Source organism: Thermodesulfovibrionia bacterium (assembly GCA_030646035.1).
GTDB lineage: Bacteria > Nitrospirota > Thermodesulfovibrionia > UBA6902 > UBA6902 > JACQZG01.
Map to the genome: position 1 here is coordinate 123,597 of JAUSMY010000061.1, position 21,525 is coordinate 145,121.

The 21,525-nt window shown below is 41.8% G+C and carries 11 protein-coding genes and 1 tRNA gene; 5 read left to right on the plus strand and 7 right to left on the minus strand.

The window, feature by feature from the left end:
* Nucleotides 1-58: 58 nt before the first annotated feature.
* From Q7U10_11900 to Q7U10_11915, 4 genes are all read left to right on the plus strand, one after another.
* Entirely contained in the window at nucleotides 59-1,234 is a 1,176-nt protein-coding gene (locus tag Q7U10_11900) for an isocitrate/isopropylmalate family dehydrogenase (protein ID MDO8283303.1), read from the plus strand.
* Nucleotides 1,231-3,249: an aldehyde dehydrogenase family protein gene (locus Q7U10_11905; protein ID MDO8283304.1), complete on the plus strand. Its 2,019-nt coding sequence runs from the start codon at nucleotides 1,231-1,233 to the stop codon at nucleotides 3,247-3,249. The genes Q7U10_11900 and Q7U10_11905 overlap by 4 nt, the downstream gene beginning before the upstream one ends.
* Before the next feature lie 51 nt (nucleotides 3,250-3,300).
* A complete protein-coding gene (locus tag Q7U10_11910) occupies nucleotides 3,301-4,305 on the plus strand; it encodes a glycosyltransferase family 2 protein (protein ID MDO8283305.1) in 1,005 nt (334 codons plus the stop codon).
* Nucleotides 4,306-4,373: 68 nt separating this feature from the next.
* Nucleotides 4,374-4,472 (plus strand) — tRNA-Sec (locus tag Q7U10_11915).
* A 130-nt stretch (nucleotides 4,473-4,602) separates the two neighbouring features.
* Here the strand turns inward: Q7U10_11915 and Q7U10_11920 are convergent.
* From Q7U10_11920 to Q7U10_11950, 7 genes are all read right to left on the minus strand, one after another.
* Complete coding sequence (locus tag Q7U10_11920) at nucleotides 4,603-5,049, minus strand: hypothetical protein (protein MDO8283306.1); 447 nt, start codon at nucleotides 5,047-5,049, stop codon at nucleotides 4,603-4,605.
* A complete protein-coding gene (locus Q7U10_11925) occupies nucleotides 5,036-5,473 on the minus strand; it encodes a hypothetical protein (GenBank protein MDO8283307.1) in 438 nt (145 codons plus the stop codon). The genes Q7U10_11920 and Q7U10_11925 overlap by 14 nt, the downstream gene beginning before the upstream one ends.
* A 5-nt stretch (nucleotides 5,474-5,478) precedes the next feature.
* On the minus strand, nucleotides 5,479-5,934 hold the full coding sequence (locus Q7U10_11930; GenBank protein MDO8283308.1) for a hypothetical protein: 456 nt from the start codon (nucleotides 5,932-5,934) through the stop codon (nucleotides 5,479-5,481).
* Between the two features lie 212 nt (nucleotides 5,935-6,146).
* On the minus strand, nucleotides 6,147-6,701 hold the full coding sequence (locus tag Q7U10_11935; GenBank protein ID MDO8283309.1) for a hypothetical protein: 555 nt from the start codon (nucleotides 6,699-6,701) through the stop codon (nucleotides 6,147-6,149).
* Nucleotides 6,702-6,807: 106 nt separating this feature from the next.
* Nucleotides 6,808-7,434 carry a hypothetical protein gene (locus Q7U10_11940; GenBank protein MDO8283310.1) on the minus strand — a complete coding sequence of 209 codons (627 nt, stop codon included), beginning with the start codon at nucleotides 7,432-7,434 and terminating at the stop codon, nucleotides 6,808-6,810.
* Nucleotides 7,435-7,561: 127 nt separating this feature from the next.
* Nucleotides 7,562-8,668 (minus strand): type IV pilus twitching motility protein PilT, encoded by a 1,107-nt coding sequence (locus Q7U10_11945; protein ID MDO8283311.1) that lies wholly within the window; start codon nucleotides 8,666-8,668, stop codon nucleotides 7,562-7,564.
* Between the two features lie 47 nt (nucleotides 8,669-8,715).
* On the minus strand, nucleotides 8,716-9,618 hold the full coding sequence (locus Q7U10_11950; protein ID MDO8283312.1) for a DUF4380 domain-containing protein: 903 nt from the start codon (nucleotides 9,616-9,618) through the stop codon (nucleotides 8,716-8,718).
* A gap of 238 nt (nucleotides 9,619-9,856) precedes the next feature.
* Here Q7U10_11950 and Q7U10_11955 point away from each other — a divergent pair, with 238 nt between their 5' ends.
* A complete protein-coding gene (locus Q7U10_11955; protein MDO8283313.1) occupies nucleotides 9,857-21,382 on the plus strand; it encodes a thrombospondin type 3 repeat-containing protein in 11,526 nt (3,841 codons plus the stop codon).
* Nucleotides 21,383-21,525 lie beyond the last annotated feature (143 nt).

Sequence of the window (21,525 nt, forward strand, 5' to 3'; positions counted from 1 at the left end):
GATTATTGCCGGCCATATTGCTCTTCCCTGAAAAATAATTATTATGGAGTAATGGATAATGGATGATTATTTAAAAATTGAAAAGGCATTGAATGGTAAGCCTCAGCGCTGGAGCGATCAGATATTTGAGCCTTCTGCGGAAAAGTGTATACGTGATGGGAAATATATCGTAGGGGTGCTGGAAGGCGAGGGTATAGGCCCTGAAATAATAAGTGCTGCCTTAATTGTGCTTTCTGCGCTTGAATCAAAAGGAGAGTGCAGTTTTGAGGTCAGGAAGGGAGGCCCGATAGGCCGGGATGCAGAATTGCAGTATGGAAAAGCACTCTGCGATCCGGTGGTTGATTTCTGCAGAGATATCTTTTCAAAAGGCGGAGCAGTTCTGGCCGGCCCCGGAGGCGGACGGTTTGTTTATGACATGCGCAGGGAGTTTGACCTTTTCTGCAAAATAAGCCCGATAAGGGGCTTTGAAGAGCTCCGAAATACATGCCGGATACCCCATAGGTATCTAACCGGCACTGACATCATTTTGATCCGTGAAAATTCTTCCGGTATATATCAGGGCCGGTGGAGCGAGACGGTGACCGGTAAGGATGGGAGAAGAGCGGAGCACTCCTTCTGCTATACCGAAAGGGAAGTCTGCAGGATCTTGAAAGTCGCGGCAAAAACAGCTCAACTGAGGCAGGGGGAGATAACTGTAGTATTCAAGGATGCCGGCATTCCTTCCATCAGCAGGCTATGGCATGATTGCATGCTTAAGATCGCATCTGAATTCGGTGTCAGGAGCAGGTTAATGGATATTGATTATGCCGCTTATTACCTGATACAGCATTCTCAGGAGCTGGATGTCGTTGTGTCCCCGAATCTCTTCGGAGATATACTCTCTGATGTTGGCGGAGTTCTGCTTGGTTCAAGAGCGCTTTCTTATTCCGGGAATTTTTCAGAAGATGGGTCAGGGGTATATCAGACAAATCATGGTGCCGGATATGATATAGCCGGCACCGGCCGTGCCAACCCCATTGGACAGATATTTTCTCTGGCCATGATGCTGCGTGAAAGTTTTGGGCTTATGAAAGAGGCTTTGCTCATTGAAAGCGCTGTTACACATGTCTGGCGTCAGGGATGGCGGACTGCTGACCTGGCAGAGGATTCCTGCCGTCTGGCAGGAACGCAGGAGATGGGAGAACTGATAGCAGAAACCATAACCCGGATGTACAGTTCAATTGAAAAGGGATGAAGCCGGTACTTTTGCTGGTTGACCTGCAGAATGATTTTTTGCGGACGCGTTCCCTTGAACCTGCGGCCGGCAAGGTTATTGAGCGTGCCTCTGCACTTCTCGCCGGGTGCAGATCATCAGGGATACCTGTGATCCATATATGGACGACGGTAAGGCCAGGCGGTGAGATCTATATGCCTCACTGGAAACGACTTGAGAAGATGCCATGCATAGATGGGACAGAAGGGCATGCTGTTCCAATATCCCTTCAGCCTGTCAGATCAGAAAAGATCGTTCATAAGGCCTTTTTCAGCGCTTTTGAAGATGGCGTGCTTGATAATCTTCTGGATTCGCTGAAATCTGATACAATTCTGATTGCAGGTTTATACCTTCATGGATGTATCAGGGCTACGGTCCTTGACGCTTACCAGAGAGGCTATAAAATATTTGTTGCAGAAGATGCTGTTTCCAGTAATGACCCGCTTCATTCTGCGGTGACCCGCCGTTACCTTGAGAAGAGGGCGGCAGATTTTATTCCGGTCTGCGATATGCTGTCTTTCTCAGGCAAAAAAGAAGAGAATTACATGCATGGCGATAATGCTCCGGCTTTGCTTCCTGCAATGGTTATCGCCGATGCCCCGGCAGAGATCGGTTCATCAGAGTGTTTTGAGCATATATCCCCAAGGGGGAAGAATGAGAGCCTGTGGAGAGTTCCGATCTGCGGGGATAAGCAGGTATCGGAGGCAACCTCTGTTGCGTATGAGAGCTGGTTGGAATGGAGGGACACGCCTCTTTCATATCGTGCCGAGAAATTAAGATGTCTTTCTGTTTTGCTTGAGGCAGAGTCACGGGAGCTATCGGAACAGATGGCGTATGAGATCGGCAAGCCGGTTGCTTATGGAGAGGCTGAAGTAGCGCGGAGCATTGCATTGCTTAAGGCTGTATCACAGCATGCGTCAGACAGATTGCTGAGAAAATGCAGCACAGGATCCCGGCTCCGTTACCGGCCTCAGGGCGTTATCGCTGCAATAACACCGTGGAATAATCCGTTGGCGATCCCGCTTGGAAAGATCGCTCCCGCATTGATATATGGAAACACTGTTGTATGGAAACCTGCTCTTGAGGCATCATCAATTGCCCTAAGAATAATGAATCTCCTGAAGTCAGCGGGATGCCAGCCCGGTACGGTTAATCTGGTATGCGGTAACCGCTCAACCGCTTCAGCTTTAATGTATGATGAGCGTGTAGATGCCGTGACGCTGACAGGGTCTCTGGCAGCAGGTTATTCGGCACAGGATATCTGTGCAGGGCGGCATATTCCTTTACAGGCCGAATTGGGAGGGAATAATGCATCGATAGTCTGTTCGGATTATGATCTTAAAGAGGCTGCCCTTAAGGTTGCAGAGGCCGCATTTGGTTCAGCCGGCCAGAGGTGTACCGCTAACCGGAGGGTAATTGTCATGAGCCGATGCTATGATGACTTTTTAAAACACCTTATTCAAAAGGTGAGAGATCTTGCGTGGGGCGATCCGATAGAACAGAAGACACAGGTTGGTCCCCTGATATCTTCTGCGTCATGTTCTCGGGTCGATGCAGCGGTATCAAGGGCAATGGAAGGGGCAAGAGATGTTTTTGTGCCGCATCGCAAGACACGCGAATATGAAGAACTTGCCTGTACGGGTATGTATTATCCTCCAACCATCATATGCTGTGACGATAATTTGCATGAGATAGTCCAGGAAGAGACTTTCGGCCCGGTACTCGTGGTGCAGAGAGCAATTGACTGGGATCATGCAGTAGCACTCTGTAACGGGGTAAAGCAGGGCCTCGTGGCGTCAGTATTCACGGCTTCAAAGCGGATGCAGAAGAAATTCCTGAATGATGCACAGGCCGGGATACTGAAGATCAATAGCGCAACCGCAGATGCAGGAGTAGAAGAGCCGTTTGGAGGCTGGAAGGCATCTGGTATCGGGCCGCCTGAACATGGAGTGAGTGACCGTGAATTTTACACCCGTACCCAGACAGTATATTATTAAAAACAAAATTCTGATCTTAAAACAGATATGTAATTTGGCGGAGAATACTTGATGGACAACAGCCCTTTTGTTTCGGTCATCATACCGGCGCATAATTCCGGCGCATTTATAGAGCGGTGCATATCTGCCGTCCTGACATCATCATATCCATCTTATGAGGTCATAGTCGTGGATGACGCCTCTACCGATGATACGGCTGAAACAGCCCGAAGGCTCGGGGCAACGGTCATTCATCTGACAGAACAGTCAGGCCCCTCAGCCGCCCGTAATTATGCCGTATCAAAGGCCATGGGAGAGATCATCTTCTTTGTTGACTCCGATGTTGAGATAAAGAGCGGGACCATATCAAGGGTAGCAGATAGCTTTCAGAAGAGTCCTGATATAGCGGCGCTCTTCGGCTCTTATGATGATGAACCTGCTGAAAAGAACTTTTTATCACAGTACAAGAACCTCTTTCACCATTACATACATCAGCAGTCAAGCAGCGATGCCAGGACATTCTGGGCCGGCTGCGGCGCTATACGCAAGGATATCTTTAAGAAGATGGGAGGTTTTGACCATGCCTGCTTTGCAAAGCCTTCTATAGAGGATATAGAGATCGGCTTAAGGATAAAGGAGGCGGGATACAGGATTCTTCTGGACAAGGAACTGCAGGTCAAGCACCTTAAGCAGTGGAGGCTTAAATCGTTTCTCCGTGCCGAGATAATTTACAGGGCCATCCCGTGGTCGAACCTTATCCTTGAGAACAATGAGAAGATCAATGACCTTAACCTCAAGACATCGCACAGGGTGAGTGCCGGGCTTACGGGGCTGTCGGTGCTGCTTCTGCCTTTTTCACTTGTCAAGCCCCAGCTTCTTTACAGTATATTCATCTTTCAGGCGCTTGTCCTTCTTTTTAACATCAGGATGTACCGCTTCTTCTTTGAGCGCAGGGGGCTGATCTTTGCAGTGCGGGTTTTTCTGATGCAGGTTCTTTATTACCTGTACAGCGGAGCCACGTTTGTAATATGCTGGATCATGTACAGGTTTCTCAGCAAGAAACTGAGCTATGATTAGCAGCCCGAAAAGTTGCCTTAATGGATGATATTAAGTATCATTTAAGAGTTTAAGGCCTTTCTTTTTTTGGGAGCGTATAAGGTTCTGGTGTCCTTCTCGGTCTTCAAAACCGTTGTTGCCTGGCCAAAACCGGGCAGGGTGGGTTCGATTCCCACACGCTCCCGCCACTCTTGCTTTATAAACCAATGAGTTACACGGTTTTTTCACGCTAAAAACAGTCACCAAATAAGTTTTTTGAGAATCAATTTTGAAGGGGGGAAAGGAAAAGAGAAAATTGAGTGTAGTAGGTTTGTAGCACTAATGAACTTTCTTCATTAGTGCTTTCATTCTTGCTTTTGGAGCTTTTTCAAAAATTTCTCCACTAATGCTTTTTAAATCATCATTCATTTTATAAGTCCATCTGTTTATTTCATCTTCATATATCAGTGTTGGCCCGGGAAGAACATCAACAGTGGCTTCTAAAAAACCCTTTTTGAGGCCATAAACTTCACCCCAGCTTATGATAATATCTGCATTTTTTTCATCAATTCTTTCCACAATAAGCATTCCATCAAGATAGTTATTCCACTTCCCTTCCCATTTTCCAGAAAAAGCAGCAAACTCACTTGGTACGTTTTGAGAAGGAGAAATAATGTTAATAGATGAAGGTAATGGAGTTGATGCGCAACTGACTAATAAGGAAAGAAAGGAGAAAACACAAATAGAAAGTAAATATGCTCTTATGTTATTTCTAATTAATAACACGTATAAGCTCCCCTTCTGTACGTGAATTAACTGTTTCATCTTTACAACTAATTGATAGTTTATTTAATTCATTTTTAATTGAAACAGTGCAAGTTTCGTATGTATCTCGATATATCATTATTGGTCCTGACAAAATAGCAGCTTCATGATATTGATACATTGAATTCCCGCTATTTGGATCAATTCTGCTGACTATTATATTGGCTACTGCATTGTCTATTTGTTCTACAACAAGAATTATCTCTGAGCCAATAGATAAGGTCCCCTTCCATTTCCCTGATAAAGCTGCTATCTCAGATGGAAGATCTTTTGATGGCGGTATAATGTTAATTGTTTCAGGGAGATATGAAGAAGTGGAAGTACAATTTATAAATACAAATGCAAAGATAATAAATATTGTTAGTCTTAATATTTGTTTCTTCATCAATGTTATTTATTTAATAATTGCTCTAAATCAACGCGTTTCAATTGAGCTTTAAATGTGTAGTTTTCAACTGAGTCATGTATTATTCCTTCCAGACTGTTTAAGTCACGATTCATTGTATATGTTATCTTGCCTTGATTTCTATCAATCCACTCAATTGAGGGGCCTGAAATCACGTTTGCAGTTGCATATTGATATCCACCAGGGCCACCTGGAGAATCTCCCCAGCTATAAATAACATTAGCACTCTGAGTGTTAATTTCTTCAACTACAAAAGTAACATTTAATGCTCCAAAAAATATGCCTTGCCATGCACCAGAGAAAGCCGCTACCTCGGGTGGAACATCTGAAGAAGGGGGAACTATATTTATTGTTTCAGGAAGAGGAGTTGTTGAACATGCAACAATTACAACGAAAGATATGAAAATGAAAAATCTTTTCAAAATATGACGTTTTATCATAATGCGTTCCTTTAACATTATTTTGTTTAATGGGATTAACTATACTAATTAGTTCTATCAAATATATATAAATAGATAGCATTTGGCAAGGCATTTTATTGTCAAGGTTAAAAACCCCTTGATAGTGACTAAAAACAAAGGTTTTAAACTATAATGGAATCTTACGCCCGCCATTAAACTTCTTTGCCGAACATAATTACACAGATTTCAAATCAATTTCCTGAAGCGATCAGATTGTTCTCATACTTGAAGTTGTAAAAACGTAAACCAGCCGGGTCATCATTGCAGTAAATTGTTAATCCCCTAAACACCCCGAGATCTTTAAAGTAATATGTGTTGTAGTTTTTATAAATCTGCTGGTCTACGGAATGAACCAAAGAGCCGTCTGATGCAAAGAAGTCGATCTTTACTGAGATTGGAGACTCCGCATGTCCCATTACAAAGCTGATAAATGTCGCATCACTATCCAAAATAACAGATAGAGGGCCATTGTAATTTATGTCCGGCACTATTGTGTTAACTGTCCCAAGCGGTTCTATGATCAAATCTCCGAGAGGTGAAAGCGTTAAAGGGTTTGAAGGCGCGCCAACGACTTCCGCCCCTGATAATGTTTCCCCTTTAAAGATTTGCGCAAAGCTGGCACCGGGCACCTTTATGTAAGTGGCGGAGTTGGCAGTGCTGAGGTCGATGAGCTGGCCAGGCAAGGCATTACCTGCAAAAGTGAAAAGTATTGTGATTGCAGTTAAAACAATGACGGTTTTTTTCATTTTAATCCCTCCATGCTGCAGTATTATGGATATTGCCAACTTTGTGTTCTCATAATAATACACAGACTTCCTATTTGTAAACATTAAAATAGTATCCATGGCTTTCTTATTGATGAACGGCCTGGTTAAGACCCTTGATCCTCTTGTCCTCTGAATTAATGATAAGCATTGTATCTTCACCGGTCTCTTTGCCAAAGTGTTCAAAGGCCGCCACTATGAGGTAGTCCATGGCCTTGCGAAGGTTGAAACTGGTGTCGCGAATATAGGCCTTTCCGGTCCATAACGGCTGGGAAGTCTTGGATAGCTTTTCAGCGCTGAAAAGCCTCAATGTAAGCTCTTTGATGTATTCGGTCTCTGTATTTGTGCTGCGGCTGCTCTCAAAGCGATTGGTAAATGGGGTTGGTGTATAACCGCTTTCTCTGGAGGAAATGGCCTTTCCGGTATCTATGCTGTATTCAAAAAGCAGGACATAATCCGCATTCGAGAGGTTATCCGCAGGTATGTAGCCGTAGGCTGCAAGCGCCTTTTTTATCTTCTCAACTGTCTCTACCTCAAGGATCAGGTTGCCGGTTTCCTTTTTTGTATAGACCAGGACCCGCTTCCCTTTTATTGTTGAAGAGCTTTCATCAAGGTCAGCGTTTACATAAAGTTCGTAGCTGGCAACATGCCTGTTACAGGCGTAAAGGATGAGGAATATGCATGTAAATGCCGCTGCTCTGTAAAATATTTTCAATAGTTTATCCATATTCATATTTAATATTGCCCGGTTATTATAAAACACTTCTGCAATATATGGATATTCAGGCAAGGAAGGATCTGGAAATAATTTGCCGCTGAAAAAAAAGTGCCTTTAAACCGGGTTACCTCTGAAATGAACCGCTGGGCTTGACGCCTGCGGCGCCGCTTCCCATCATCTTTTCGAGCTCTTCCGGCAAAGGAGAGGTCGTGATCGCCTGTTCTTTGTCGATGCTGCCTTCCCTGAAAAGTTTGAGCAAAGCCTGGTTCATCGTCTGCATGCCGTATTTGGACTGGCCGGTCTGCATCATTGAGTAGATCTGCTCTATCTTGCCTTCCCTTATGAGGTTTCTTATGCCCGGAGTAGGCACAAAGACCTCAGCTGCCATGCACCGCCCGCCGCCTTTTTTTGCCAGGAGATTCTGGGATATTATGCCTTCAAGAACAAAGGAGAGCTGGACCTTTACCTGGGCCTGCTGGGCTGTAGGAAAGATATCTAATATACGTGTAATAGTCTGAATGGATGTATTGGTATGCAGTGTGCCGAAAGTAAGATGGCCTGTCTCCGCGATGGTAAGCGCGGCCTCAACGGTCTCAAGGTCTCTCATCTCACCGATGAGGACAACATCAGGGTCCTGCCTGAGGATGTACCGTAAAGCATTCTTAAATGATGCTGTATCTGAGCCTACCTCTCTCTGATTCACAAGGCACTTCTGATGGTTATGAAGGAATTCTATCGGGTCTTCAATAGTTATGATATGCCCCTGGTGCTCTTTGTTTATCTTGTCGATTATTGCGGCAAGCGTTGATGATTTTCCTGAGCCGGTAGGGCCTGTCACAAGAATGAGGCCCCTGAGCTTTGTTGTGAACTCTTCGCTTACTACGGGCGGCAGGCCGAGTTTGTCAAACGGCATTATATCGTAAGGTATCGTCCTTAAGGCTGCGGACATCGCGCCCCTCTGCATGAACATATTCGCCCTGAAACGGCAAAGGCCCTTCACGCCGAAAGAGAGGTCAAGTTCGTTTGTCTCTTCAAACTTATTCTTCTGCTTCTCAGTAAGAACACTGTACAGAAGTGTTTTTGTATCAGCAGGAGTAAGGATAATATCATTTGCAGGGATGAGCTCGCCGTCTATCCTCATACGCGGAGGAGACCCGGAACTTATATGAAGGTCAGAACCGCCTTTTTTAACAAGAATTTCAAGCAGGTCATATAACGATTGAGTTGACATGTGTTAATTGTAAGAGTTTATCTGATAATTTTCAACTTAAATTATTATTATCGGGGACGAAGCATGTCTGAGAGGATATTTTCTATCTCGTTTTCATTGTTTGAAGGCGTTGGTACGCTGCCAAAGAGTTCCCATCTTTCAGCATGTTCAACTGCTTTGCCGGGTCCCAAAACCACAAGCGGTGAGAGCGTCTCCATCTCAAGCATAAAGTCATTTGTGTATGTCTCGTATGAAACTCCGAAATCAGGATAAAGGGCATCGGCCTGATGTTCATGGTATTTGATAAAGAGATTGTTGTGGTTAAAGTAAGCGGCCCAGCCGTTCTCATTGGGAATGCCGAACTTCAAAGGCGCTTTAACAGCGGCATCCTGATTTAGAATGATGTATTTTTCTCCGAGTGTTATTCGCGGGTCACTAAGTTTAGTGTAAGGCCAGAGCGAGACAACACGGTTCGGCAGAAGGCCTGTGTCATTCCCTGTGATAGGCACTATCTCTTTCCCTCCCGCTGCCATTGCTGTAAGGCTCCAGACCGAGAGTACGACATTTGCCTTCCCTTTATTGATAAGCCTGTGAAGCAGATGCACTTTAGTGCTGTCAGCAGACAGTGTGATCTCCATCTCTTTTTTTATGCCTGTCAATATTTCCGTGTCCTGTGAGACCTTGATCCCGCCTTTTATCTCTTCCCATTCTACAGTGCTGTTATCAGGCTGATATGTGCGAACGCGGTCTTCAGGACTGTGCCATAACCGATGTCCCCCGTATATCTTCCACTCATCTCCGCCTGTCATGCCCTTTGTCGACTCGACAACGCAAAGCTCGTTCTCTTTACCGATAAACCCGTATCTGATTATCCTCGGCCCGACATCGGTCGTCACTATAAGATCAACGATGCTGTTTGATATCTGTACGCAGTTGTCCCAGCCTGCGAATGATATTTTTTGTATGGTCATTTTTGGCATTCTATGTTTCCATTATATCGTATCAATTATACAATTTTATAAGTTTTGCAAAGAAATGGCTCATAACAGTTCCTGTATTTGCAAACATAAGCATATAGAAAATCCTTATGACCCCTATAAGTCTATTGAGTTTGATAAAAGCAGACGTATACAATTACGCTCATATTGCTTGGAATTAACTTATTGATTAATGACTTTTTGATAATAATAAACATTAGGAGGAGTTGAGATGAAAAAGTTTTTATTTGTATTGGTGGGGTTATTTCTTTTACTGGTGAATTTCAATTTTGTTTTAGCTGTGGAAAATCCTGAAGAAGAGTTAAGTCCTAATGAAGCGTTTAAGAAATATATTGTTGAAGGGCGCTCAAGAGAAATGCGAGAATCGGCTGAAAAATGGAAAGCAAAGGAAAACAATATCCCAAACGGAACGGATCTCAATAATACCTCCGATTCAAACAACTCTTTAAAGTTCAAGTCTAATAATATTTCCAATGATTCTACTCGTTATTTTGTTGAAAACAAGGGTCAAATTGATAAGCAGGTCAAGTTTTATCTTATGAGTGACGAATATAGGGTTTACTTTACAGATACTTCCGTATATTTTCATTATTTATATCCGGCTAAAAGAAAATTATTCAGCAATGTAAATAATATTAGTGAAACAACACCTTCGCTTCCGTCTGACAAAAATGATGACCTGATCTTCAATCTGAATATTCTTAACGCGTTTGATAAAAACGATACTCCTCAGATCAACGGCAGAAACATGCTTAAGAATAAAGAGCATCATGTTGTTGGTGATAGCTCTCTAAAAAAGACCATTGAAGTTCCTACATATTCAGAAATCATATATCAGGAAGTTTATAAAGGGATCGATCTTGTCTATAAGATAGTAGATAAAAAAAGTTTGAAGTATGAGTTCATTGTTAAACCAGGAGCTGATCCAAAACCTATTCTGCTTGCTTACAATTTAGTTGATTCCCTGGGAATTAACAAGGAGGGAGACCTTGTTGTAAGAACCGATTGGGGAGAATTAATAGAGCAAAAGCCGTCAATTTATCAGGAAATAGATAAGAAACATGTTGAAGTAAGCGGTGATTTTATAGTGGTTCCGAACAAGGTTGATGCAACTAACCTCAGTACATATCATTTTGAGATAGGCAAGTATGATCCTAATTATCCTTTGATCATTGATCCGTTAATATCTTTTAGCCCTAAAAATAACGGGAAAACATATGACACATCAGTTGTAGCGACATTTGAAGTACAGCAAGATCCAGCTTTTATAACGGATGGATTTTCTTTGGAAAGTGGAGGTGTTCAGGTCACATCTGTAACTAAAAAATATAACGATTCGCAAACCTTAAGATTCCATTATGATTATTACGATTCTTACGGACAGCTTATTAACGGTCATGGATATTATAATGAAGCCGAAGCAAGTTATATTGAAAAGATTGTATGTAAAGAAAACACAACATGTCATGCGGTTCCCCATTATGAATTAGAAGAATGTCACATGGCGAGCCTGACACCCGAAGATGATTTATCACCTTTTACATATTACACAGCTTCTGTTGATAATAAATCTACAACTTTCCTTACAGCTGAATCTATTGCATCTAAAGAGGTTGAGGTAGTCAGGGGTAATTTATCATCTTATAATCCAACATCGAGGTTTTACTCATCTGTTGCAATGGATGATGCCGGGGATTTTGTTGTTGTATGGCAAAAACAAGCTGAAATGGATTTTCATGCAGGGCCAACAGGCAGTTATGGCAGATCTGTAGTGGTAGGAGATTATAATGGAGATGGAAAGGCGGATTATGCTACGGATTATCTTGAAAATGGTTTCATTTCATGGAGAGTTTATCTGTCAACCATAGATCCATCTACAAATGAGGTTAAGTTTGTTGATTCCTATAACTGGCTTGCAGGTGAGCAAAGTGGTACTGATTCATACGCAGCTCATTCAGGTGATATCAATGGCGACGGTAAAGATGATCTGGTAGTAGCAATGAATGGCACTGTTTATGTCTACTTCGCGTCTCCTGTCGGGCAGACCGCTACCTATTTTGACCTTAACTATTTAGTTGCCGGTACATATGAGAACACGATTGTAGTTGGTGACTTCAATGGGGATGGATTATATGACTATGCTGCTGATTCATCTAATGGGACAGTATGGGAAGTTCATATTTCAGCAGGTAGCTCGTTTGATCCACCTGCAGTATGGCTTACAACTCCGAATATTGATTATTTAAATGTCGTTTTCTCAGATGATTTAAATGGAGATGGCAGAGATGATATCGCTATAGTTGCAAAAGCTACTGATCCGGAGGGTGATTATACATATGTAGATTTTTATTTATCAGTAGTTGCCCCCACCAGTTTCCAGCAAACGTCTCTTTCTTCGGGGTCGACACTTTATGATGATTTTATTAACCATAGGGCGGGTTTTATCATCGGCAATTATACCGGCAATGAGGTAAGGAGTGGCATGTATTGGTCTGGTGTTAATGGAGTTACAATTTGGTCTGGTTCATATGTGGGTATTGATTTTAATGTAACAACGGATACTTATAACTATACGGGTGATTTTGATGGTGATGGAAAAGATGATCTACTGTTTTCAAAAAACGGTTCTGTTTACGTTTATAATTCCCAAAGTATTGATACCGGCGTTTACGCCAGGATGTATTCTGCAAATGGTATCCCTAAAGCTACGTCTGGTAATCCTAACGGTAACGCCTTTAACATAAAAAGAACCACTTACACAGATTGGGCGCATGGACCTGAAGTCGCAATGTTTTCAGATGGCAGTTTTATCGTTGTTTGGACTGAGTATAAGACAGTCTATGCTCAAAAGTTTTTAGCCAGTGGAGCAGCTATGCCCGAGATTATGGTTGCTGATATGGGACGCTATGTTTATCACCCAAGGGTTGTGGTAGATGGCAGTGGTAATTTTGCTGTTTCTTTTTATGAGATGCAACCACTTGGGAAAAAACCTAATAAGTCTAATTATGATCCTGATGAAGGGCATATATATTTGCAGAGATTTAATTCTGATGGTTCCCCTGATGGAAGTTTGGAGACGGTTGGTGAGGGTTATCATGTGCATTCACTTAGTATGAATAAAGGAGGGGATATTGCTGTATCACTATTGTGGTGGCAAGATTGGGGTGGGTACAATGGGTTAGTCCATGGTAGTGATCCTAATGTTATAAACGGGGATCTTACAAGATTTGTTGTCTTTCCACATGATGGCGGCAGGATAGATCCGGCAAGAATGCCTACTAACAGGGCATGGTTAAGTATTCCGTTGATTGATTCCAATAAAAATGTAAAATTGGTTACCACATATGGCTGGTCATTTGATGAAGTAATAGCTTATTCATGTGATTATGTTGGAGGTGCTTATCCTTCATATAATTGTGATCAAAATTATAAAACCGTTCCTGAGAGCAATATATGGAGTAATACAGGGTCAAAAAATGATCCGACAATGAAGTATGGGGTATCTGCGGCTAGTCTGCCTGATGATGGATTTATGGTGACGTGGCACACTCAAGGTCAGAATTGCGGTGGTGAGGGGATATATGCGAGAAAATTTAATAAATTCGGGGAGCCATATGGCCCTGAGTTTCGTGTTAATTCGTATGATAATTTAAAAGATGCTAATGGAAATGTGATATTGACAGATGCAGAAGAATCTGTTGATGAGGTAGACGGGTGTTTTCGAATATTTAGTGAAGAAGCATCTGTAGCTGTAGCTGCTAACGGTAATTTTGTGGTTGCGTGGAATACTCATGATAAAAATCATATTACTAGTAATGAGATAAGCTTTAGTAAAGGTGATGGTTATGGAGTAAGGGCAAAGGTATATATTGATGGTGATACTGATGATGACGGTATGCTGGATGACTGGGAAATCGCCAATGGTCTTGATCCAAATAATCACAACGATGCAAATATAGATAACGATAATGACGGTTTTACAAATTTAGTAGAGTATATTTCAGCAACTGACCCTAATAATGATGCTAGCGCTCCTCTTCCTCACACATGGACAGGACTTGGAAGAAACACACTTGCTTCAAATCCTGCGAACTGGTCAGATAATCAAATCCCTCAGAGCGGAGATGACATAATTTTTAACTACACTGCAATAAAAGATTGCGATTGGAATATAAGTATTACACCTTCTTCATTTACAGTTAACACCGGCTTTCCTGGCACTATAACTATTAATAATAGTGTCGAAGAACTTATTGTTTCCGGCGGCATTAACATTGCTGGCGGCAGGTTAGATTTAAATAATAAAGATATCACTGTGAACGACAATATAACAATTAAAAGCACATTATATAATGCCGGACAGATAACAGTAGCGGGTGCTTTGACTATAGATTCCGGTGGTAGGTTGGATTTAAATAAAGGTCTCACAGTGAACGGCAATATAACAATTAAAGGCACATTAGATAATGCAGGGCAGATAACAACAGCAGGTGCTTTGACTATAGAGTCCGGTGGGGAGTTATATTTAAACCAAATGCCTCTCACAGTAAATGGTGATATTAGAATTAAAGGCAAGTTGGATTCATCAACAGCTGGTGGAGCGCCAATAATTACAGTTGGAGGGAACTGGGATTCCTCTGGAGGAATTTTCAATGCCGGGACAGGGCGCTGGGATTGCGTTAGATTTACAGGAGCTTCAAATCTGAATGCAACTATTACTTCCGGCAATTCAGCATTCAATAATATAGAATTTGATAATGCATTGGGTGTTTGGGCATTAGGAGATGGCATTACTGCTAATCAAAATTTAACAATACTTGCTGGGACAGTTCTTGCTGCTTCTCATGAAGTATATGTTGGTAAAAATAGTGATATTGATAGTGACGGTTTGACAAACTATGAAGAGAGTGTTTTGGGGACCGATCCTTTTAATTCGGATACTGATGGTGATGGAGTAAATGACCTGAATGATGTTTTCCCTTTAGACCAGACCGAAATGCATGATTCTGATACAAAAGAAATTCGCATTACCACGGATGCCTCAACTAAATGGTATCCGAAAATTTCAGGCAACATCATTGTGTGGCTATCTTCCACAGAGGGATATACATGGGGACATACAGATATCTATATGTATGACATTTCAACAGGTATTGAAACACAAATTGTATCAGATGCTTCCATTTCTTACCCACCGGATATATCAGGAAATCGAGTTGTATGGGTCGAATGGAGCGATGAAAATACTAATACAGCTATCTTTATGTATGACATTTCAACAGGTATTAAGACACAAATTACATCACCAGATGATATCTACGTAGAGTGGCCACCGGCTGTATCAGGTAATCGAGTTGTATGGGCTAATTCATATAAAGAAATTTATATGTATGATATTTCAACAGGCATAAAAAAACTACTAAGTTATATACCATATGGAGTTTATCCTGATATATTCGGTGATACTTTTGTATGGGTTGATCCCCGAAATGGGAATGGGGATATTTACAAGTATGATATTTCTACTGGAATCAAAACTCAGATTACCTCAGGAATAAAATTTACAGATCCGGCAATATCAGGTGATCAAATTGTTTTTACTGACGGCATTCATGTATCCCTGTATAAAATATCTTTAAGCACAATAACACAACGTTCTATGGCTATACCTCTGATATTTTCAGTAGATATTTCTGGGAATATAGTTACGTTTGAAGGCAGGAAAAACGAGCCAAATGCTAACAATGACATCTATAAATATGATTTGTCCACCGGAGAAGAAGTTCAAATTACTAATAATGTTTCATACCAAGGGATGTCTTCAATCTATGGAAATAGAATTGTGTGGGTAGATCTCAGAAATGCAATTTACGATATATATATGTATTCAGGGGATGGCATAGGAGACAGTTCTGATAATTGTCCTACGGTTTACAACCCTGACCAAACAGATACTGACAGTGACGGAATGGGCGATGCTTGTGGCACTGATGATGACAATGACGGTGTCTTGGATGTGAATGACAACTGTTCCATAATTGCAAATCCTGACCAAACAGATACTGACAGTGATGGGACAGGCGATGTTTGTGACACTGATAATGACAATGACAGTGTTTTGGATGTGAACGACAACTGTCCTTGGGTATCAAATCCTGATCAGACAGATACAGACGGTGACGGGATAGGTGATGTTTGTGATGATGATGATGACAATGACGGTGTCTTGGATGTAAACGACAACTGTCCATTAATTGCAAATCCTGATCAGATAGATACTGACAGTGACGGGATAGGTGATGTTTGTGATGATGATGATGACAATGACGGTGTTTTAGATGTAAGTGATAATTGTCCATTAATTGTAAATCCTGACCAAACAGATACTGACAGTGACGGAATAGGTGATGCTTGTGATAATGATGATGACAATGACGGTGTCTTGGATGCGAACGACAACTGTTCCTTAATTGCAAATGCTGATCAGACAGATACAGATAGTGATGGTATAGGTGATGCTTGTGATAATGATGATGACAATGACGGTGTCTTGGATGCGAACGACAACTGTTCCTTAATTGCAAATCCTGACCAAGCAGATTTTGATAATGACGGCATTGGCGATGTTTGTGACCCTGACGACGACAATGATATGGTCTTGGATGCGAATGACAACTGTCCTATTATTTACAATCTTGACCAAACAGATACTGACAGTGATGGGACAGGTAATGTTTGTGACCTTGATGATGACAATGACGGTGTCTTGGATGTGAATGACAACTGTCCTATTATTTACAATCTTGACCAAACAGATACTGAGAGTGACGGTATAGGTAATGTTTGTGACATTGACGATGACAATGATGGAATTCTGGATGCGAACGACAACTGTCCATTAATCGCAAATTCTGCCCAGAAAGATACAGACGGTGATGGAATGGGTAATGTTTGCGACATTGACGATGACAATGATGGGGTTTTGGATGTTAGCGACAACTGTCCTTGGGTATCAAATCCTGAGCAGATAGATTTAAATGGCGATTACATTGGTGATGCTTGTAATAGTTATGCTGATATCGATAGTGATGGTTTGACAAACTATGAAGAAAGTGTTTTCGGAACCAATCCTTTGCATTCAGATACAGATGGTGATGGAGTTGATGACCTGAATGATGCTTTTCCTTTAGACCCGACTGAACTACATGATTCTGATACACAAGAAATTCGTATTGCCACAGGTGCCTCACCTAAATGGTCTCCGCATATATCAGGAAACCGAATTGTATGGGAGGATTGGAGAAATGGGAATGGCGATATTTACATGTATGATATTTCAACAGGGATTGAGACACAAATCACATCAAACACTTCATCTAAATGGTCTCCGCATATATCAGGAAACCGGATTGTATGGTCAGATTGGAGAAATGGGAATGGCGATATTTACATGTATGATATTTCAACAGGGATTGAGACACAAATTACATCAAATGAATTTGAGCAAGCGTGGCCGAGCATATCAGGGAATCGGATTGTATGGTCAGATTGGAGAAATGGGAATTCAGATATTTACATGTATGACATTTCAACAGGAATTGAAACACAGATAACTAATGATCCATCAGATCAAGATTATTCTGATATATTTGGTGATACGATTGTATGGCAAGAATGGAGAAATGTATACTCAGATATTTACATGCATAATATTCCTACGGGCATAACAACTTCGATTACCTCAGGAACATCATATTTTGGATGGCTATCAATATCAGGTGATCAAATTGTTTTTACTAACGGGTATTATGTATACCTGTATAAAATATCGTTAGGTACAATAACACAGCTTACTTCTGGATCATATTATAAAGAAATGTTAGATATTTCTGGAAATATATTTGTGTGGGAAGACACAAGGAATGGAATGAATGTTAACCATGACATCTATAAATATGATCTGTCCACCGGAGAAGAAGTTCAAATCACAAATGATGTTTCAATGCAAAAAAATTCTTCAATTTATGGGAATAGAATTATCTGGCAAGACAATCGAAATGAGAGCGATGGGAATATAGATATTTACATGTATTCAGGAGATGGCATAGGGGACAATTCTGATAATTGTCCCGCAATTTACAGTCCTGATCAGGCAGATACTGACAGTGACGGGATGGGTGATGTTTGTGACTCTGATGATGACAATGACGGGATATTAGATGTCAACGAAACCTGTGATACTGATCCGAATAAGACGGAGCCCGGAGCCTGCGGGTGTGGAGTGGCAGATACAGACAGTGACGGAGACGGCACAGCAGATTGTCAGGAGATATGCATCAATGATCCACTAAAGACAGAGCCCGGAGTATGCAGCTGCGGAGTGGCGGATACAGATACAGATAATGATGGGATAGCAGACTGCATTGACAACTGTCCAGTAGTATCAAATTATGATCAGACAGATTCAGACAATGACGGAATGGGTGACGTCTGTGATTCATGCAAGAATAATCCTTCCTTGACATGTACCGCTACTATTACATGGGACGGCTCGGCATCAAGTAATTGGAACGACCCGAACAACTGGGATTTAGGTAGTGTGCCTAATCCTGGCGATAGCTTGATCATCCCGGATGTAGTCAATGATCCCGTACTTGATATTTCCAGAACCATAAAAACTTTAACCTTAAACAACGGTGGGTCATTAAACCTCAACGGATCCGATTTAACTGTTACCACTGATCTAACAATCAATGCCGGTGGATTATTAAATCTCAACGGGAAGAACATAACAGTCAGCGGCAACGTAACAGTCAAAGGAACATTGAATGCATCAATTGGAACGCCAACGATAACGGTAGGAGGCAATTGGGATTCTTCTGCGGGAACATTTAGTTATAAGCAGAGTGGCGTTAATCTCGGAAGTACTGTTGTTATGACCGGAAGCAGTAAGACCATTAACATGCCGAGCGACAGTGATACATTTGGAGCAACCAGATTCTATAATCTGGAGATAAACGGTATTGTATCGACCATTGGAGGAAACTTCAGGACTTATAAAAAGCTGTCAATTATAAAGAAAACAGGTTACGCAACAATTCCTAAATTTACCATTGATTCATATCATCGTGTCACAGTCAATTGGGGTGGTGATCTTGTAATAGACGGCGGCATACTGGCAGGAACAAACATATTATATATGATGGTAAATGATGAAAGCAGAGACCATGTGACCGTAACAAATGGCGGCAGGATCGCTATAGGAGGGTTCATATACATGGTTGGTAACGGCAGGGCAAGGGTGACTGCTGCGCACTATGAAGGTGCGTTGACTATATGGGCTGAAGTCGCTGAACCTGTTCCCCCGGCTGAAGGCGCAGTAGCTGTTTTAGGTTCTGATATTCCAGGAGTAAAGCTGAAAGTAGGCCAAACCATGAATATAAGCGGTGCTTTTTATGGGGGAGAAAAAGCTACTCTGGATAATACGGTCTACAATATAGATATGGATCTGGATCAGGCTCTTGTTATTGGTGATAGCGGAACAGGGAACAGAAAAGGTGAATTTAGGGCAGGTTCAGCGACAATCGATGTAAATAGGGTTCTTATTAAAACAGTAACTGATAGTGGTGTTAAAAATAAGCTGGTAGCCGGGAATTCCATATGGAACATTGAAGGTGTTTACCTGAAGAACTATGGTGAATTTATTGCCGGGACATCTACTGTCAACTTTAAAGGGTTGGGGCAGACAATAACCGGCTCTATGACATTTTACAATTTATCAAAGACAGTTACATCAACTGACACATTGACATTTGACCACACAGCTACACAAACAATCACACATCAATTAAAGTTGCAGGGTTATTCAACTGCTAACCGCCTTGCTTTAAGGAGTGATCTTGCCGGCACTAAATTCAAACTTACATTGCAGGCTGGCGGGTCGCAAGATTTGAGCTATCTTGATATTAAAGACAGTAATGCTTCATTAGGGGGGCGGTTAATTACCGGCTCTGCCGCAGATCCAAACTCACTTGATTCAGGCAATAACGCAAACTGGAAGATCAATGACATAGAAGGCCCTGCTTTACCTAATGGAATCTGGACAGGTAGCGGAACTGACAGTCTTGCATCTAATCCTGACAATTGGTCAAACAATACAATACCTCAAAATGGAGATGATGTAGTCTTTAAAAGCACTGCTCCAAGCTGTACATGGGACCTGCAGAATATAACACCTCCTTCCTTTACTATGGAAGCTGGTTATTCAGGAACTGTCACATTAAATGAAAACCTTACAGTTACTGACAGCGTCACCATATCTGGCGGAAGTCTAAGTTTGGGTAATGGAAACCTAACCACAGGCACCCTCACCATTGATACAGGAGCGAGCTTGTTTCTAACCAATAAGAACTTAACAGTTAACGGCAACGGGACGATCAACACGGGCGGATTATTAAACCTCAACGGTGGCAATCTCACAGTCAATGGCAACGTAACAGACAAAGGCACATTGAATGCATCCACCGGAACTTCAACTATAACAGTAGGAGGTAACTGGGATTCGTTGCTTGGGACATTTACATATGGCAGCAGTACCGTCATCTTAACCGGCACTGGGAAGACTATAACATTGCCGACAAGCAGCAATAATTTTGGCCCGAAAAGATTTTATAGCCTTGAGATCAGAGGTACGGTTTCCACCGTATTAGGCAAAGGAAGATTCAGAACAGATAAGGATCTGATCATTTCAGGGAAGCTCACTCTTAATGATACAGCAAGTGTGGACTACGATGGTAATCTTTTTATTTCCAGTACAGGAGAATTGGCAGGAAGCACCGGATATTTTTATAGGTTCACAAATGATAGTACAAACGATATTGATTATCCGGGATATGACAACAACGGACATATAATAATTGAGAGTGATGAGAATAATAACAAAGGGAAAATTTCACGGGATATTTTTGCTTATTTAGTTGGAACCGGCTCAACCCACGCCCCTATTACTGCTACCACCTATAAAACGTTGCAGATTTATGCAGAAAACCAGGAAACGCCAATTGTCAGCACCGGGGTTCTTGGCCCAGCCGGCAGCACGCTTACCTTAACCGGCAATTTGTATATCGCCGGATATAGGAATTATACAGATGACTTTGTGACTCTTGATAATTCTGTTAATAATATTCCAATTTCTGCGCCAAATACAAATCTAACTCTTGGCAGTGGGAAAGCAACAGGTATATTAATAGCAGGCTCAGCAAGTTATGATTTTGTCCATATAAATATCAACAATTATACCGGCGCCGTACCTGGAAGGATCAATAAGCTCGATGCATACAACTCCACATGGAATGTTGCCGGCAACTGGACGGTTAACGGCAATGGCATCTTCACTGCCGGAACTTCTACCATTATCTTTGATGGCTCCGGTATTTCTAAGTTAACCGGCAATACCACATTCAATCACTTAATCAGTATAACACCCGGCAAACAACTGACATTCACTGCCGGAAGCAATCAGACAATAAACGGCACACTCACATTAAACGGCCAAGCAGCAGGAACCAAGGTAAAACTCCGCTCATCTTCAAATGGAAGTAAGTGGAATATCACATTGGCAAGTCCACAAAATGTTAGTTATGTTGACGTGCAAGATTCAGATGCTCTAACCAATACTGTAACAGCCACTGACTCAACAACTACAGGGAATAACAACACAAACTGGATCTTCCAGTAGCATTAGCAGTGAATGAAAACACTAAAAGGGGAAGGGCGTTATCTCTTCCCCTTTTTTTATTCGCAAGAGATATTGTTTTGGATCAAACTCAGCATAGTTGCACCGGTGTGCAACTCTCATAACTTTTTTATAATCCACATTTT